Source organism: Burkholderia sp. MS389 (genome assembly GCF_016899425.1).
Taxonomy (GTDB): Bacteria; Pseudomonadota; Gammaproteobacteria; order Burkholderiales; family Burkholderiaceae; genus Burkholderia; species Burkholderia sola.
Window position 1 is genome coordinate 601,898 of sequence record NZ_CP045996.1, and the last position, 16,809, is coordinate 618,706.

Sequence of the window (16,809 nt, forward strand, 5' to 3'; positions counted from 1 at the left end):
CCGCGCGAATGCGGACAGACCGGCTTCGATATATGACGCGTCAAGCGCTGACCGCTTCCCGCTCGGCCGCGCGCTTGACCTGTTCGATATCGCGAAACTGCGCGGCCGGATGTTCGTCCGGCAACCGCGCCGAGCCGCCGAACAGTTTTTCGCGCAGCGTGCCCGGCGCATACGCGGTCGGATACGCGCCACGGCGCTGCAGTTCGGGCACGAGATAGCGCACGACGTCCTCGAAGGTTTCATGCGCGACCGCATACGCGAGATTGAAGCCGTCCACGTCGGTCGCGGCGACCCATTCCTGCAGGATGTCCGCGACGGTCGCCGCCGACCCGACGAACACCGGGCCCATCCCGCCGATGCCGCCCCACGCCGCCAGCGCCTCGATCGTCCACGCGGTGTCGCCGCCCGACAGGTGTTCGACCGCGGACACGATTGCATTCGTTTCGACGCGCCTGACGGGATCGGTCGGCGCGTACTGGCCGAAGTCGATGCCGGTCCAGCCCGACATGAACACCAGCGAGCCGTCGTACGACACATAGCGGCGATACTCGTCGAACTTGGCCTGCGCCTTCTCGTCGGTCTCGTCGACGATCACCGTGACGAGGTTGTAGATCAGCACCTTCGCCGGATCGCGCCCGGCTGCCGCGGCCTGTGCACGCACGTCGGCCACGTAGCGCGCGAGCTGGTCGCGGGTCGGCGCGGCGACGAACACGCATTCGGCGTGCTGCGCGGCGAACGCCTTGCCGGGGCCCGACGCGCCGGCCTGGAACAGCACCGGCGTGCGCTGCGGCGACGGCTCGCACAGGTGATAGCCGGGCACGTCGAAGAAGCGGCCCTTGTGGCCGATCTCGTGCACTTTCTCCGGATGCGTGAACACACGGCCGTCGCGATCGCGCACCACCGCGCCATCTTCCCAGCTGCCCTCGAACAGCTTGTACAGCACCTCGACGTATTCGGCCGCGACCGCATAGCGGTCGTCGTGCGTGCGCAGCCCGTGATCGCCGACGTTCTTCGCGCCGCTCTCCAGGTACGACGTGACGATATTCCACGCGAGCCGGCCCTTCGTGTGATGGTCGGCGGTCGACAGCCGGCGCGCGAACGTGTACGGGTGCTCGAACGTCGTCGACGCGGTGATGCCGATGCCGAGATGCTCGGTCGCCATCGCGATCGGCGCGGCCAGTTGCAGCGGATCGTTGACCGGGATCTGCGCGGCCTGGTGCAGCGCGTGATAGTTGCTGCCCTTGTACACGTCGTAATAGCCGATCACGTCCGCGATGAAGATCGCATCGAAGATCCCGCGTTCGAGCACGCGCGCGAGGTCGGTCCAGTAGTCGAGATCCTTGTACTGCCACGAGCGGTCGCGCGGATGCGCCCACAGGCCGGGAGATTGATGGCCCACGCAATTCATCTCGAATGCGTTGAAGCGAATGGTCTTGCTCATTGCGCGACCCTCGTTTCCGCTGCGGTGTCGGTATTGGCGCCCGCACCGCTGCCCACGCGCCAGACGAACGGCGGCGTACGGCCGTTGATGATCCAGTCGCCGACGATGCGCGCCTTGTACACGAGCGGGTTGTGCGACGACACCGTGCGCGCGTTGCGCCAGTGGCGATCGAGCGCGGTCGTGCTGCGGGTCGCGGATGCGCCGAGCGCGTCGAACAGGCGCGTCGCCGCGCGCAGCACGAGTTCGGACACGACGAGCTGGCTCTGCGCGGATTCGATTTCGGCCGCGACGTTCGCGGCCTGCTCGGCCGCTTCGTCGCCGCCGAAGCGCGCTTCGTACGCGTGCTGAAGCGGCTGCGCGGCGCGCAGCGCGAGCGCGTCGGCCGCGTATGCCCATGACGCGATCTCGCCGATCACCTGCTGCAGCTGGGCGTCGTCGCCCGCACGCTGCGCATTGCCGTGGCTGTAGACGCGCGTGCGGTTGCGCACGAGCTCGCCCGCATCGCGCACGATCGCGTGGCCGATGCCGGCCAGCGTCGCGACGTGGAACAACTGGTAGAACGCGGTCTGGTACTTGAAGCGGCGCGCGAAATCGATCACGTTGTCCGCGTCGACCGCCGCATTCTCGAAACGCGTCGTGCCGCTACCGGTGGTGGTCTGGCCGAAGCCGTCCCAGTCGTCGTCGCGGATCACGCCGGGCTGCGCGGTCGCGACGGCGACGATCACGTCGCTGCCGTCGTGCGCGCGCTGCGCGAACACGTCGATCCAGTCGGCGAACAGGCTGCCGGTGCTGTAGAACTTCCGGCCGTTCAGCACGAGCCGGCCGTTCTGCTCCGACACCTTGGTGACGGTCTGGCCGAGCGGTACGTCGCCGGCTTCCGACCACGCATTGCCGACGAGCTGGCCGCTCGCGAAGCGGTCGAACCAGGTCGTGCGCTGCGGCCCGGGCGTCGCGTTCAGCCAGTCCTCGACGAACGCGAAATGCCCGCGTAACGCCTGCGGCAAATTGGAATCGGCGGCGGCGAGCTCGGTCAGCAGCCGGAACAACTGCGGCAGCGATGCGCCTGCGCCGCCGGCGCTTGCCGGCAGCCGGATCGCGCCAAAGCCTGCCGACTTCAGCCAGCCGATCGCCTCGTGGGGTAGTTCGCGGTTGCGTTCGCGCTCGGCGGTGCCGGCGGCGATACGCTCGAAGATCGGCCGGAACCGGCTCGCGAGCGCGTCGTAATCGGTACCGGTGGAAAGGTCGGGAGCTGCGTGCGACGAAGTCATGCGGATTTCCTCGAAGGGCGGGGCCGTGTGCGCCGGGAGCCCAGTATAGGAAGCGCGATGCAAGCGTTCCAATAACGGATTCTCAGATCGTTATCGTCGCTGCGTATTACCGAGACCCGCGCGGGGACGTATCGACGTTCTCGCGTCCATTGCGACGTCGAAGCGCCGATTCACCTGCATCCATTGCGACGTCGTTTGTTCTCCAAAGGAATATCGTTTCGAGAATCGCTCGGTTTCCCGGTCCGCGCGGCGCTGCTAGATTGAATGCTTTCGCCATTCGACAGGAGAACCCGATGTCAGACACGAGCGCGACGATTCAGGATCGGCCGGCCGATGCACAACCACAGCTGGCGCGTGTGATTGCGGATGATGCGGAAGCGATCGCGGTCGCGCATGCGCTGGCGCAACGTCTCGCGCAAGGGGCCGCCGAGCGCGATCGAGAACGCCGGCTGCCGCGTGAGGAAATCGAATGGTTCTCGCAGTCGGGGCTGTGGGCGATCACGGTGCCGAAGGCGTACGGCGGCGCAGGCGTGTCGCACGTGACGCTCACCGAGGTGATCAAGATCGTCGCCGCGGCCGATGCGTCGCTCGGGCAGCTTCCGCAGAATCATTTCGGGCTGATCGACGTGATCACGCTCGTCGGCACCGACGCGCAGAAGCGTCATTTCTTCGCCGAAGTGCTGAGCGGCAAGCGGTTCGGCAACGGATTCTCGGAGAAGGGCACGAAGCACGTGCTCGACCTGAAGACGCGCGTGCGGCGCGACGGCGACGACTATGTGGTCGACGGCACGAAGTTCTATTCGACCGGCGCGCTGTTCGCGCACTACGTGCCGGTGCTCGGGCTCGACGACGCGCAGCAGGCCTGGCTCGCGTACGTGCCGCAACCGACGCCGGGGCTGACCGTGATCGACGACTGGTCGGGATTCGGGCAGCGCACGACCGCGAGCGGCACGGTCGTGCTCGACGCGGTGCGCATCCCCGCGTCGCACGTGCTGCCCGCGCAGCGCGTGTCGGACGTGCCGACGCTCAACGGCCCGCTGTCGCAGATCATCCAGGCGGCGATCGACGCGGGCATCGCGAAGGCGGCGATCGACGATACGCTCGCGTTCGTGCGGACCCGCACGCGGCCGTGGGTCGACAGTGGCGTCGAGCGGGCGGTGGACGATCCGCTGACGATCCGCGAAATCGGCCGGCTGCATATCCAGCTGCATGCGGCCGACGCGTTGCTCGAACGCGCGGCGCGCACGCTCGACGAGATCGCGGCAAAGGGTGACGTGACCGAAGACGACGTCGCGCGGGCGTCCGTCGCGGTCGGCGAAGCGAAGGTGCTGACGACCGAGGTCGCGTTGCTCGCCGGCGAGAAGCTGTTCGAGCTGGCCGGCACGCAGTCGACGCTCGCCGAGCACAACCTCGACCGGCATTGGCGCAATGCGCGCACGCATACGCTGCACGACCCGGTGCGCTGGAAATATCACCTCGTCGGCAATTACTACCTGAACGGCGCGCGCCCGGCGCGGCATGCGTGGAATTGAACAGTCCGCGGCAAGCGAGGCGGGCGCCGAGGATCGGTGACGCGCCCATGCCACGGGCTGCGCCGCGCCGCTCAAGCCAGCGGATCGTCAAAAGTATGTTCTCGTGGCGACGAAGGCGACGTCCGCGATGTGCACCGCACGACGGCGATTGACGCAGGTCAACCGCATTCGCGCCGCCGGCAATACAGTGGACTCCGGCGCTTGCATGACGCGGCGCCCGATGGCGCGCGCAAGTCGCCGCGTGATGAGGCATGGGCAATGAAACATCCGACGTGGGCGATCGGGGCTGCGCTCGCGCTGGGCGCTTGCGCCGGTATGAGCCAGGAGGCGGCGTTCCGGTCGACCGAGACGCCATTGCTGGCGGCACGAGAGGCTGCAGCGCTGCACTGTTCGACGGCACCCGAATGCGACCGTGCATGGCAGCTCGCACGGCGCTACGTCGACGCACGTTCGTCGACCCGTATCACGCGATTCAGTGAGGACCGGATCGAAACCGCGCAACCGCATTTCGCCGGAGAAGTCTATCTGTGGGCATCGCGCACGGCATCGGGCGACGGCGGCGCGGTGATTCGGCTCAAGGCGATGTGCAAGGGCATGTACGGCACCGACGGCGGCCCCGGCTGGCAATACGATGCATGCGTGTCGAAGATTCTTGAAATCGAGCGGGGCTTCGCGGCGTACGAGCGCCCGCCGGACACGCCGGCGCTGCCGGTCGACCCTCGCTAATCGGCGCCGTCCGCGCCGGCGCATACCGCTTCGAACCGTTGACTTCGGTCAACGCAGGTTTCCGGCGAGCGCTGATGATGAAACAACGCCGAACGTCACCGGCGCGTCCAGTCATCCAGCGAGGTAGGTATGTACACGAACATCATGGTCGCCGTGGACGGCAGTCCTTCGTCGAGTCAGGCGCTTGAAGAGGGCCTGAAGGTTGCCCGGTCCTGCGGCGCGCGCGTGTTCGCCGTTTTCGTCGTCGACCAATCGCTTCTGATCACGTACGCCGGACGCATGAACCCGGATGCGCTGCTCGACGAAGTCCGGCGCGATGGCGCGGCGGTGCTGCGAAGCGCGGAACGGGCCATCTCGCATGCGGCCGTCAACGGCGATACCGAAATCGTCGAGACCGAACCCGGCCAGGATATCGCTGAACGGCTGCAACGCTATGTCGTCGAACGGTCGATCGATCTCGCGGTGGTCGGCACGCACGGCCGGCGCGGCGTCCGTCGGCTGGTCCTCGGCAGCGTAGCCGAACGCTTTCTGCGCGGATCGCGTTGCCCGGTCCTGCTCGTACGCGGCGACGATGCCGCGCCTGCTGCCGTCGCGGCAGCCTAGGGTCGCCGCGCCCGATACCGGGTCGGCCCGCCATCTGCCCAAGGGATCGTCATGCCGATAACTTTTCCTTCCGAACCGCCGACGTATTGCGGCCAGGACCCGGCGCTGGCCTTTCCGGCCGTGGTCGAAGGCCGCCGCGTGCGCTGCGTGATCACCGCGGAAGCGCTGGAAGACCACTTCCGGGCGGCATCGTCGCGCGAACAGGATCTCGTCGATGCATTCGCACGCCATCGCCCCGCGATCGAACGCGCGGCGCGCTGCCTGCTCGAGGAGATGGACGGCAGGCCGATCCTGCTTCACAGCGGATTTTTCCGGTTCTGTACCTGATCGCGCCGGGTCGTCGACGCGTATCAAGCGCGTGACGGTGCGAGCGGATACGCCGATTTCTGAAGCGTCCTTCGTCCTTCGTCCGTTGTGCGACACGCGATGTCGCGCGAGTCCGATCCGCATCGGGGCGCCGCGCTGGCGGGACGAAAGCGCGGGCCGCGTGCCCGCCATTCGACGAAGTGCGAACCCGGCGGCGACTGCAACGCATCCGTTGACCTGCATCAGCAACGGGCGGCCGCGTGTGTGCAAATCTGGTCGTGTATGGCGGACAAGCGCGCCGCGGCTCTCGGGAGTACAGATGATGAAAACCGACAAGCAGTTGAAGCAGGACGTTCAGGACGAACTGGAATCCGACCCGGCAATCGATGCGACACGAATCGGTGTCGAGGTCTCCGACCGGATCGTGACGCTTTCGGGTCACCCGCCGAGCTATGCGGAGAAACTCGCGATCGAGCGCGCGGCGAACCGCGTGGCCGGTGTCAAGGCGCTCGTCGTCGACATGACCGTGCATCTGCCGAACGACGACATCCGTACCGACGAGGACATCGCGAATGCCGTGCGCTCGGTGCTGCACTGGACGGTCGGGCTGCATGACGACGCGGTCAAGGTGCAGGTCGAACACGGCTGGATCACGCTGTCCGGCAAGGTCGAATGGGCCTACCAGAGCCATCTGGCCGTGCGCGCGATCTCGCAGATGCGCAGCGTGACCGGCGTGACCGACCACATCGTCGTGCAGGGGGCGGTCGGCTCGGCCGACATCGGCGGCAACATCAAGCGCGCGATCATGCGCCACGCGGAGCGCGAGGCGAAACACATTGCGGTCGAGGTGCGCGACGGCACCGTTCGGTTGTCCGGCAAGGTCGGCTCGTTCTCCGAACGCAAGGCCGTGCGCGGCGCGGCGTGGTCGGCGCGTGGCGTGCGCGCCGTCGTCGACGACCTGGTCGTCGAGTAAGGCCGGCGGACTGAAGCCGGCCGCTCCTCCCGGCCGGATGCGATACGCGCGGCGGCCGCCCGTCTTCAAGCGTCTAGCCGCCCTTCCTTTTCCGCGCGGGCGGCGATGACGCCGGGCGCATGCGGTGTTCGCCCGCGCCCGCGTGCTCGCCTTTCCGCTGGACGTGATGCGCCACGGCATCGGTCACGGTCGGAAAGAAGCTGGCGGCGCCGAACACGTCGAACAGCCCGTAGGCGCGCAGGCGATCTTTCACCGGCCCCTTCATTTCCGCGAAGTTCAACGCGATGCGTTGCTCGCGGAGTTCTTCGCACAGCGCGACGAGCCGGTCTGCCGCGCTGACGTCGATATCGGTGACGGGCTCCGCGGCGACGACGATACGCGCGACCGGGCATGCCGAGCGCGCGATTGCCGCGTGCAGATGCTCGCAGAAGATCTCGACGTTCGCATAGAAGAGCGGTGCGTCCCAGCGGAACAGCACGAGGCCCGGGATTTGCACGGCGTCCGGATGGCGTGTGATGTCGTGATAGCCGCGCACGCCTGACAGCCGACCAAGCACGGCATCGTACGGGTGCCAGGCACGCCACACGAACGACAGCAGCGACAGCGCGCTGGCGAGCAGGATGCCGGGAACGACACCCACGCTGATCACGCCGGCAAGGCACAGGACCGAAATCAGGCATTCGCCGCGGCGCATCCGGTACAGCCGGACGACGCTGCGGACGTCGGCGATGCCGAACGCCGCGTAGATCACGACTCCGGCCAGCGCCGCGCGCGGGACGACCGTCAGCAGCGTCGGCGCGGCAATGAGCAGTATCGCGATGCATGCGGCCGCGACGAGATGGGCGACCTGGCTCTGCGCGCCGGCGGCGATCGCCACCGGCGTGCGGGACGCGCTGCTGCTGACCGCGCAGCCCTGCGTCACGCCCGCCAGCAGATTCGCCGCGCCCAATGCGATCAGTTCCTGGTTGCGGTCCGGCGTGTCGCCCGCACGCACGGAAAGCGCACGCGACAGCATGCTGATGTCGGCGAACGACACCAGCGCCACGGCGATCGCACCGGACGCGAGCGCGCTCAGGTCGGCGAGCGAGACAGCCGGAAGGTGCGGGGTGGGCGCACCGGCCGGCAAGGCGCCGACCGTGGCGATGCCGTGCAACGGCAACACGCGTGCGGCCAGGGTCGCCGCGAGCACGGCGATCAATACGCCGGGCCAGCGAGGTATCACGCGCTTCATCAGGAAAATGGCCGCCAGAACACCGACACCGAGCAGGCAGGCAGTGGGTGAAAACCGGCGGTCGACGAGGGCATGCATGATGTGCGGGACGCTGGCGAACACGTCGCCGCCCGATGCGGTCATGCCGAACAGCTCGGGCAGGCGGCCGATCGCGAGCGTGATCGCAATGCCGTTCAGATACCCGTACTGGATCGGGCGCGACAGCAGGTCGGTGACGAAGCCGAGGCCGAGCGTACCGAGCAGGACGCAGATCGTACCGGCCAACAGCGCCAATGCGCCGGAGAGCGCGATGGCCCGCTGCGGATCATGGTCCGCGAGCGGCGCGATCGCGCCGGCGATCAGCGCGGCCAATGCCGAATCGGGGCCCAGGACGAGGATGCGGCTCGGGCCGAGTACCGCATAGGCGAGCAATGCCGCGATCGACGCATACAGTCCGGTGACGGCCGGCAGGCCGGCCGCCTGCGCGTAGCTCATGCCGACCGGAACCAGCACGGCGGAAAGCGCGATGCCCGCATAGAGATCGCGCGGTAACCATGCACGCCGGTAGTTCGCGAGCAGCGCCACACCCGGGAACATGCGTGCGATGCGTCCGGAACGGGGCAGGTTCATCGCCGCTTCATCCAGCGGATATCCGGTAAAAAAGAACTGATCGATCCGGCAGGTGCAGGTTCATCGGCATGGGTGCAGCGCGCGGCACGGAAACGACCGCGCCTGGCTTCATGCAGCCTTGAGCGCCGAAAGTTGCAGCGCCTGCGCGAAACGGGCCAGCGTGGCGATCGATCCCGTCACGCTTTCGTACCGCTCCCGTCCGATCTGGCCGTCGAGGATCACGAGCATGCCGGCGTCGCGGGCGAGGGCGACCAATGCCAGCGTGTCGAGCGCGGCTGCATCGGACCGACCGGACGGATTGCCTGAATCGGCAAGCTGGGTAGCGTGTGACATGACGTCTCTCCTGATGGCCCGCGATCGGTGTGCCGGGAGCCGTGATCCGTGATTTCAGTATCGTCGGCGCGCATGCGCGATTCAATCGGCGTGTCCCGAAGTTGTAGTAGGAATCGAGCGGCGGCCGTCGGCGGATTCCTACACGGCGGACGGCTTCGGTGAAGGGCTTCGTCGGGCCGGCCGCTTGGCGCGGCACCGTGCGTACCACGATCCGATCGCATGCCAGATGTCGGCGGCCGATTCGCAGTAGGTGAACAGTTCGAGGTCGCGGCGGTCGATCATCCCTTCGTCCGCGAGAAACGCCAGATCGACGGCGCGCCGCCAGTACGCTTCGCCGACCAGGACGACCGGCAGCGGCGCGATCTTGCGTGTCTGCAGCAGCGTCAGTACTTCGAACAGTTCGTCGAACGTGCCGTATCCGCCGGGGAAAAACACGGCGGCCTTGGCGCGCTCGAGCAGGTGAAGCTTGCGAATCGCGAAGTAGTGGAACCGGAAGCACAGATCCGGCGTGATGTACGGATTCGGCGCCTGTTCGCGCGGCAGCTCGATATTGAAGCCGATGCTCGGCGCGCCGCGCTCATAGGCGCCGCGATTGGCGGCCTCCATGATGCCGGGGCCGCCGCCCGTGACGATCGCGAGGCGCGCGGTACGCGTGCGCCGGTCGGCATGGCCGACGATACGGCCGAATTCGCGTGCGACCCGGTAGTACGCGCTGTGCTCGACAAGACGGCTGGCGACCGCGACGGCCCGACGCCGGCCCGGGTCACGCGGGCGCAGCGCGAGCAGGCGGTTCGCTTCGTCGAGCCGAGCGTTCGCGACAGCGGGGGCGACGATGCGCGTGCTGCCGTAGATCACGACGGCATGGCCGATTCGCTCATGTTGCAGGCGCGCCTCGGCTTTCCAGTAGTCGAGTTGCAGCCGGATCCCGCGCATGGTCGCGCGTTGCAGCAACGTCGTGTCCGCGTCGCCGGGCGTGCAGTTCGGATGGCTGGCGAGATGCCGCGCCCGACGAGACGGCCGCGGGATGTCGTCGAGGCTGGCGGTCGCTTCGGGCCGGACGCGTATCCGCTTGCCGTGCGCGCCGCCGCGCGCGGTGCCGGCGGGAACGCGTTTGACTATCGTGGGCATGAGCGGGAAGGCAGTGGCACGGTCACTGACTCAGCACCCATTGGACGAGCTGATGGGCGTCGTCGGCAGAGAGCGGCCCGCCGCGATCGATGGCGGACGGCATCGGCGTGTCGCCCCAATGCGTGGGGCCGCCGACGCGCAACTTGCGCTCCAGCTCGGCGGCCGCGTGCGGATCGCCGCGGTAGCGCGTGGCGATATCGTGGAACGACGGCCCGAGGAACGTCATGTCGGGCGTGTGGCAGAACATGCAGTGCTGCGCGTTGACGAGCTCGGTCGGTTCGGGCACGGTCGTTTGCGCGGCCGCCGTGCCGGCAATGGCCGCGATCAGAAGGAAAGCGAAGCAACGCGTGATGTTCATGGTTTTTCTCGTCCGGATCGGCAGGCGCGCAGCGCGCCGCCGGTTGCGCTCAGGCGATCACTCACGAGATCACTTCGCCGAGCGGGCGACGGGGCGAATGCGGCGTGTGCGGGCCGCGGCCGACTCGCAGCAGCAACTGCGGCTCGCCGCGCAGCCCGAGCGTCCGGCCGAGGTCGGCACGCAGCGCGGCCGTCTCGATCGGCTGGTTCAGGTACGACGCCGTATAGCCCGCGCGCGCCGCGACGAGCAGGATTCGCTCCAGCGCCTGGCCCGCGGCCAGCCACGCTTCGCGATCGTCGCGCACGGTCGACAGGCAGACGATCAACGGCGACGCGCCGACGAGCTGGTGATGGAGCGCGGCCAGCCCGTTGCCGAGATCGAACGTCCGCACCGCCATCGTCACGACAGGCGCCGCGAAGTCCAGCAGCGTCGGTACGCCGGCCGCGAATGCCGGCATGCCGTCGACGCGCCGGCGCGGATCGATCCAGCTCGCCAGTTCGCGCCGGAAGCGCGGATCGGCGAACTGCTGCTGGTCGGCCTGCGCAACCAGTTCGGCGACCCGTGCGCGATGCGCGATCGAGTCGATGCACGCGACCTCGGCGCCTTCCGCGACGCCGGCCGCGATCAGCTCGCGCTGAATCTCGTCGGGCACCGCGGTGGATTCGAACGGCGCGCGCGTCGTGACGCGCGCCTGGATTGCGTCGAACAGCCCGCCGAGAGACCGATCGGAATAGCCGTCGTCGCAGACCCGGACCAGCGCAAGGAGATCGGGGTCGACCTCGGACGGAAACGTGCTGATCGTGTGGGCGAGGCCGGCGTGATCGAGCGCGACGCGCAGATTGAGCAATGCCGCGCCGCAACTGATGATCAGTTCGCGGTCGAACGGATCGACCACGGGCAATGCGCGGACCCGGTCCGCGCAGACGGCGATCGTGGCGCCGTTGACGATGAACCGCCACGGCTGGGAATTGTGGCTGGACGGGGCCAGCACCGCGTACGCCAACAGCGACTTCAATTGATCGTCGACATGGGCGCTTGCGGCAAGCGGGGGAACGGACATCATTGATCATCTCCTGGCACGCCGCGCGGGCGACGTCATGCCATCTCATCGTGTCAGCAACCGTCCGGCAGCCGTTGACCCACATCAAGCGCCCGTCACCGGGCCATGCACGCGCGATGCGCCGGGGTTAGTCTTGGACAGCGAAGCACGAAGACGATCGGCCGGGAGGTGAGCATGCTTGCGATGATGTTTGACGGCACGACACCGCATTTGCGCGAGGCGCGCGTGCCGGATCCGCGGCCGGCGCCGGGCCAGTTGTTGATCGACGTGCATGCATGCGGTGTCTGTCGAACCGATCTGCACGTCGTCGACGGCGAGCTCGCGCACCCGAAGCTGCCGCTGGTGCCGGGGCACGAAATCGTCGGAACGGTGCGCGTGCTCGGCGATGGCGTGACGGGGTTCTCCGTCGGCGACCGGGTGGGGGTTCCCTGGCTCGGTTCGACATGCGGGCATTGCGCGTATTGCACGTCGGGCCGCGAGAACCTGTGCGACAGCCCGGGTTTCACGGGCTATACGATCGACGGCGGCTACGCCGAGTGCGCGGTCGCCGACCACCGGTATTGCGTGCACCTGCCGCAACGCTATTCAGATCTCGAGGCCGCGCCGCTGCTGTGCGCCGGCCTGATCGGCTATCGAACCTTGCGCATGGCCGGCGATGCGCGTCGCATCGGCATCTACGGTTTCGGCGCGGCCGCTCATCTCGTCGCGCAGGTCGCGCGTTTCGAGGGGCGCAAGGTGTTCGCGCTGACGAAGCCCGGCGATACCGCGGCCCAGCAGCTCGCGCTGTCGCTCGGCGCCGCGTGGGCCGGCGGCAGCGACGAAACGCCGCCGGAAACACTCGACGCCGCGCTCATTTTTGCGCCCGCGGGCGCGCTGGTGCCGGCCGCGCTGCGCGCCGTGGGCAAAGGCGGGATCGTCGTATGCGGCGGCATTCACATGAGCGATATCCCGAGCTTTCCGTACGCGTGGCTGTGGGGCGAGCGCCGGATCGCGTCGGTCGCCAACCTGACGCGTGCGGATGCGGCCGAATTCATGCGGATCGCCGCTGCGATGCCGCTGCGGGTCGAAGCCGTGCGCTACGCGCTGACCGATGCGAATCGCGCACTCGACGATCTGCGCAGCGGGCGCGTGTCCGGCGCCGCCGTGCTCGGCATGCGCGATTGATCCCGCCCGGTATCCGCGCGTTCTGCTCAGATGCGCCCGAGGCCTTCCGGATCCACGATGCGGATCTGCTTGCCTTGCGCGGCGACGAGCCCGTTGCGTTGGAACTTCGACAGCATCCGGCTGACCGTTTCGAGCTTCATCCCGAGATATTCGCCGATCTCGTCGCGCGTCATCCGCAGCACGAATTCGGCGGCCGAGTAACCGCGCGCCTTGAAGCGGGTGGAAAGGTTCAGCAGGAAGGCGGCCACGCGCTGCTCGGCGGTCATCGTGCCGAGCAGCACCATCTGCGCCGATTCGCGGACGATTTCGCCGCTCATCATCTGATAGACGTGATGCTGCATCGGCCGCACTTCGCGACACATCTGCTCGAGCTGGCCGAACGGGATGATGCAGACCGTGCTGTCCTCGAGCGCGATCGCGTCGCCGTTGTGCCGCCCGGTGTGCACGCCGTCGAGCCCGAGCGCTTCGCCGACGATCTGGAAGCCGGTGATCTGCTCGTCGCCGTCGCGATGCATCATCACGGTCTTGAACGACCCGGTTCTGACCGCATAGATGCTGTGGAACGCGTCGTCCGCGCGAAACAGCGTTTCACCGCGTTTGACGTGGCGCGTCGTGCAGATCATCGCGTCCACCCGGGCGAACTCGTCGGGCGTCATTTCCCGCGGCATGCAAACGGTGCGCAGCGTGCAGGACGAGCAGCGCGACGACGTGCGCTTCGGCTGCTCCGTCCGCGTGACGGGATGCAGCGGAATGAACGGGCGCGACGGCGCCGTCGTCGGGATGTCGGCATGGCTCTGCATGATCTGCTCCGGTTGGGGCGGCAGCGGGTCGCACCGTCGCGGTTGCGCTGGCCGTCGTACAGGCGGACACGAACGTCGCCGCCTGGTTGGTCGAATCGGCGCCCATCGGATCGGCGGGCCGGCAGCCGTCGCGACGGGACGGCAAGGCCGGGCAGCTCCGGAAGGCACGCCGGTGTGTTGTTGTTGATCGGAGTATGGACAGCCGAGCGCTTGATTGAAATCAGCGGAAATTGAAGATGCGGTAGGTGTTAGGGAAGGTTTGTAGGACGATTCCTACAAGGGTGCGGCAGGTTGTCGCGGTCAGAGTTCGTCCGGGTCGTCGAACAGCCGGTGGCGCATCGCGTACCGGACGAGCGCCGTATCGTTGGCCATCTGCATCTTCTCGAGGATTCGCGTCTTGTAGGTGCTCACGGTCTTGACGCTGACGCACAACGCCTGCGCGATCTCGGAAATGGACTCGCCGGACGTCACGCGTCGGAACACGTCGAACTCGCGGTCGGACAAGCGTTGATGCGGCAACAGGTCGGTCGGCTCGTTGAGGCTTTGCGCGAATTGCTCCGCCATCGACAGGCTGACGTACACGCCGCCGCCGGCAATTTTCGTCAGCGCGGCCACCAGCTCCGCGCTCGCGCTTTCCTTGGTCATGTAGCCCGATGCGCCGGCGCGGAACGCGCGCACCGCATATTGCTGCTCGGCGTGCATCGTCAACACCAGGATGTGCAGGGCCGGTTTCTCGTCCTTGATCTGCTTGATGAGTTCGATGCCGTTGCGGCCGGGCATCGACAGGTCGAGCACCAGCACCTCGGCCTCGGTGCCGCGCGTCAGCGCGATCGTCGATGCACTGTCGCTTGCTTCTCCCGCCACGACGAAATCGTGGGCGTTCTGCAGGATGTGCCGCAGGCCGTCCCTGACGAGCGTGTGATCGTCAGCAATGAGTACCCGGATCATGGCGTGCATCCTTTGCCGGTTTGCGCGGGGCACGCGCCCGCCGGCGTTCGTCGATCCGGCTCCGACCGGAATGTTGCAATCGCCCGATTCTGAACGGTGGACATGATGACTGCCGTCGATGAACGGACGATGTCTCTTCAAAGGGTCGCATCAAAAGCGTCTCCGATGCGCCGCAATTGTGCGCGTTTCGCCGGTATTCGCCAATCGGGCCGGATGCGGACGCGTGCTGCATCGCAGGCTTGACTGGCGTCGGCCGGACGATATGCGTCGGGCCTACGGGCAGAACGCTGATGCGGCCGTCTCGTGACGAGGCGGGCAGCCGTAACCAGGCAGCCCGAACCTCGCCGGTTCAGTGAGACAGCAGCACCGGCACCGTCATCGTCTCGAGGATCGTGCGCGTCGCGCCGCCCAGCACGCGCTCGTGGGCGCGGGTATGGCTGTACAGGCCCATGACGAGCAGGTCCGCATGCACGTCGGTCACCCGGTTCAGCAGCGTCCCGCCCACGCCGACCGACCGCTCGCGCGGCGTCGTCGAGAACGACGCGCGAACGCCGTGTCGTTCGAGATACGCGGCGACGTCGACGCCGGCCGGCGTCCGGTCCGGATCGGGTTGCCCGCGGACGACCGTCTCGACGTTGACGAAGCGTGCGCGGGCGAGCAGCGGCAGCGCGTCGGCCATCGCGCGCGCGGCCTCGCGCCCGCCGTCCCAGCCGATCAGCACGTTCTCGCCGAACGTGCGCACGTCGCCGGCATACGGCACGACGATCGCCGGACGGCCGCTGCCGATCACGACATCCTCGACGAAATGGCGCGCCACGTAGGTCATGCGGTCGTCGGGATCCTCCTGGCCGAGCACCAGCAGATCGGCGTGACGGGCGTGCAGGATCGCGGCATCGATCGCATTGCCGGCCGGCGCCTGCCATTCGACGCTGCGTCCGGCGCGTTCGGCGGCCGTCAGGAAGCGTTCTTCCGCCTCCTTGCGCCGCTGCTCGCACAGGCGCTCGTAGACGGCCAGCTTCAGCGGTTCGTCGGGCCGGCGCAATGGTTCGAGGAGATCCTGGCAGACCAGGTAGAGGCCGATCAAATGCGCGTTCCAGCGTCCCGCGAGCTGGAGCGCGAGGTCGACGCGCGTCGCGCAGCGATCGCTGTCGTCGAGATGAACAAGCAGGGTCTTGTAGCTCATCAGTTGCTCCGAGAAACCCCGTCCTTCAGGACGGGGAGGAAAGGATTGCTGTTGACAGGCAGCTTTTCCCAGGGGTTAGGATCACCTGCATGATCCTTGTCTACCGCTACCGGGTGAAATCGCTCAACGGACTGCTCAACAAGCAGAGCCGCGCGGTGAACTACGTCTGGAATTTCTGCAACGACACGCAGAAGCACGCGCTCAAGTGGGGCAAGAAGTGGCCGACAGGATTCGACCTGAACGTATTGACGACCGGCAGCAGCAAGGAACTCGGTATTCACTCCGGCACGGTCAACGCGACGTGCGAGCAATACGCGAAGTCGCGCAGTCAGCACCGTCGGCCTTACGTGCGCTATCGCGGCAGGAAATCGCTCGGCTGGGTGCCGCTGAAGGGCCGTGACCTGAAGCGCGAGGGTGACGCGTTCCGTTTCGCCGGCAACATGTTTCGCGTGTTCAACAGCCGGCCGCTTCCCGAAGGCAAGATCAAGGATGGGACCAACTTTGCGCAGGATGCACGCGGCAACTGGTTTCTCAACATTGTGATCGAGATGCCGGATGTTCCGGCCCGACCTATCCGTTCCGGTGTGGGCATCGATCTCGGCCTGAAAGACTTCGCCGCACTTTCGACCGGCGAGAAGCTGCCCAATGACCCGTTCGGTCGACGCGCGGCGGAAAAGCTCGCGAAAGCGCAACGAGCGCGAAAGCACAAGCGGCATATCGCGAAGCTGCACGCGAAGATCGCCAATGCCCGTGCCGACTTCCAGCACAAGCTCGCGCTCGATCTGGTGCGGCGTTTCGATTACATCGCGGTCGGCAACGTGTCGGCCGCGAAGCTCGCCAGGACCAGGATGGCGAAGAGCGTCTACGATGCATCCTGGTCGTCCTTCCGGGACAAGCTTCGTTACAAAGCGATCGCGCACGGGGCCACGCTCGAGGAAGTCGACGAAAGCGGTTCTACCCAGTCCTGTTCGGCGTGCGGGTCGCAAGCCAGCACGACGCGGCCGAAAGGTATCGCGGGACTGCGAATAAGAGAATGGGCCTGCAGTGACTGTGGTGCCGAGCATGATCGAGATACCAACGCTGCGTTGAACATTCTCCGATGCGGACGTGCATCGCCAGGTGTGGGAATCCTCTCCCTTTAGGGAG

General features: G+C 67.2%; 17 protein-coding genes. 7 read left to right on the top strand and 10 right to left on the bottom strand.

Translation table 11 applies throughout. The features are described 5' to 3' along the window. Positions 1-40: 40 nt before the first annotated feature. Together GJG85_RS32325 and GJG85_RS32330 are read right to left on the bottom strand one after the other, a co-directional pair. Positions 41-1,441: an LLM class flavin-dependent oxidoreductase gene (locus GJG85_RS32325; RefSeq protein WP_089490034.1), complete on the bottom strand. Its 1,401-nt coding sequence runs from the start codon at positions 1,439-1,441 to the stop codon at positions 41-43. Then, positions 1,438-2,709, bottom strand: a complete 1,272-nt coding sequence (locus GJG85_RS32330) for an acyl-CoA dehydrogenase family protein (RefSeq protein ID WP_204384499.1) — start codon at positions 2,707-2,709, stop codon at positions 1,438-1,440. The genes GJG85_RS32325 and GJG85_RS32330 overlap by 4 nt, the downstream gene beginning before the upstream one ends. 293 nt (positions 2,710-3,002) lie before the next feature. Between GJG85_RS32330 and GJG85_RS32335 the strand changes: the two genes are divergently transcribed. From GJG85_RS32335 to GJG85_RS32355, 5 genes are all read left to right on the top strand, one after another. Next, positions 3,003-4,241, top strand: a complete 1,239-nt coding sequence (locus tag GJG85_RS32335; RefSeq protein WP_124592697.1) for an SfnB family sulfur acquisition oxidoreductase — start codon at positions 3,003-3,005, stop codon at positions 4,239-4,241. Positions 4,242-4,277: 36 nt separating this feature from the next. After that, positions 4,278-4,967 (top strand): hypothetical protein, encoded by a 690-nt coding sequence (locus GJG85_RS32340; RefSeq protein WP_239469005.1) that lies wholly within the window; start codon positions 4,278-4,280, stop codon positions 4,965-4,967. A gap of 129 nt (positions 4,968-5,096) precedes the next feature. Next, positions 5,097-5,570, top strand: a complete 474-nt coding sequence (locus GJG85_RS32345) for a universal stress protein (protein WP_050015267.1) — start codon at positions 5,097-5,099, stop codon at positions 5,568-5,570. Positions 5,571-5,621: 51 nt separating this feature from the next. Further along, complete coding sequence (locus tag GJG85_RS32350; protein ID WP_050015265.1) at positions 5,622-5,897, top strand: DUF1488 domain-containing protein; 276 nt, start codon at positions 5,622-5,624, stop codon at positions 5,895-5,897. A 301-nt stretch (positions 5,898-6,198) separates the two neighbouring features. After that, complete coding sequence (locus GJG85_RS32355) at positions 6,199-6,849, top strand: BON domain-containing protein (RefSeq protein ID WP_050015409.1); 651 nt, start codon at positions 6,199-6,201, stop codon at positions 6,847-6,849. 73 nt (positions 6,850-6,922) lie between these two features. Here GJG85_RS32355 and GJG85_RS32360 read toward each other — a convergent pair whose 3' ends face one another. From GJG85_RS32360 to GJG85_RS32380, 5 genes are all read right to left on the bottom strand, one after another. Then, positions 6,923-8,689 carry a SulP family inorganic anion transporter gene (locus tag GJG85_RS32360; protein ID WP_050015263.1) on the bottom strand — a complete coding sequence of 589 codons (1,767 nt, stop codon included), beginning with the start codon at positions 8,687-8,689 and terminating at the stop codon, positions 6,923-6,925. Positions 8,690-8,797: 108 nt separating this feature from the next. Beyond that, positions 8,798-9,022, bottom strand: a complete 225-nt coding sequence (locus tag GJG85_RS32365) for a hypothetical protein (protein WP_050015261.1) — start codon at positions 9,020-9,022, stop codon at positions 8,798-8,800. A 138-nt stretch (positions 9,023-9,160) separates the two neighbouring features. Beyond that, positions 9,161-10,150, bottom strand: coding sequence for a TIGR00730 family Rossman fold protein (locus tag GJG85_RS32370; RefSeq protein WP_050015259.1), 990 nt, complete (start codon positions 10,148-10,150; stop codon positions 9,161-9,163). A gap of 22 nt (positions 10,151-10,172) precedes the next feature. Beyond that, entirely contained in the window at positions 10,173-10,508 is a 336-nt protein-coding gene (locus GJG85_RS32375; RefSeq protein ID WP_050015257.1) for a c-type cytochrome, read from the bottom strand. Positions 10,509-10,569: 61 nt separating this feature from the next. Next, positions 10,570-11,571 carry a nitroreductase family protein gene (locus GJG85_RS32380; RefSeq protein ID WP_050015256.1) on the bottom strand — a complete coding sequence of 334 codons (1,002 nt, stop codon included), beginning with the start codon at positions 11,569-11,571 and terminating at the stop codon, positions 10,570-10,572. Between the two features lie 171 nt (positions 11,572-11,742). Here GJG85_RS32380 and GJG85_RS32385 point away from each other — a divergent pair, with 171 nt between their 5' ends. Beyond that, positions 11,743-12,732 (top strand): zinc-dependent alcohol dehydrogenase family protein, encoded by a 990-nt coding sequence (locus GJG85_RS32385; RefSeq protein ID WP_050015254.1) that lies wholly within the window; start codon positions 11,743-11,745, stop codon positions 12,730-12,732. 26 nt (positions 12,733-12,758) lie between these two features. Here the strand turns inward: GJG85_RS32385 and fnr are convergent, their stop codons facing one another. From fnr to GJG85_RS32400, 3 genes are all read right to left on the bottom strand, one after another. Continuing rightward, on the bottom strand, positions 12,759-13,532 hold the full coding sequence (gene fnr, locus GJG85_RS32390; protein WP_089490030.1) for a fumarate/nitrate reduction transcriptional regulator Fnr: 774 nt from the start codon (positions 13,530-13,532) through the stop codon (positions 12,759-12,761). A gap of 300 nt (positions 13,533-13,832) precedes the next feature. Next, entirely contained in the window at positions 13,833-14,480 is a 648-nt protein-coding gene (locus tag GJG85_RS32395) for a response regulator transcription factor (RefSeq protein WP_089490178.1), read from the bottom strand. A 349-nt stretch (positions 14,481-14,829) separates the two neighbouring features. Further along, positions 14,830-15,663, bottom strand: a complete 834-nt coding sequence (locus GJG85_RS32400) for a universal stress protein (protein ID WP_124714479.1) — start codon at positions 15,661-15,663, stop codon at positions 14,830-14,832. Between the two features lie 89 nt (positions 15,664-15,752). On the opposite strand from GJG85_RS32400, the gene GJG85_RS32405 reads away from it, so the two are divergent. Further along, positions 15,753-16,805 carry an RNA-guided endonuclease TnpB family protein gene (locus tag GJG85_RS32405; protein ID WP_060733340.1) on the top strand — a complete coding sequence of 351 codons (1,053 nt, stop codon included), beginning with the start codon at positions 15,753-15,755 and terminating at the stop codon, positions 16,803-16,805. Positions 16,806-16,809: the final 4 nt, after the last annotated feature.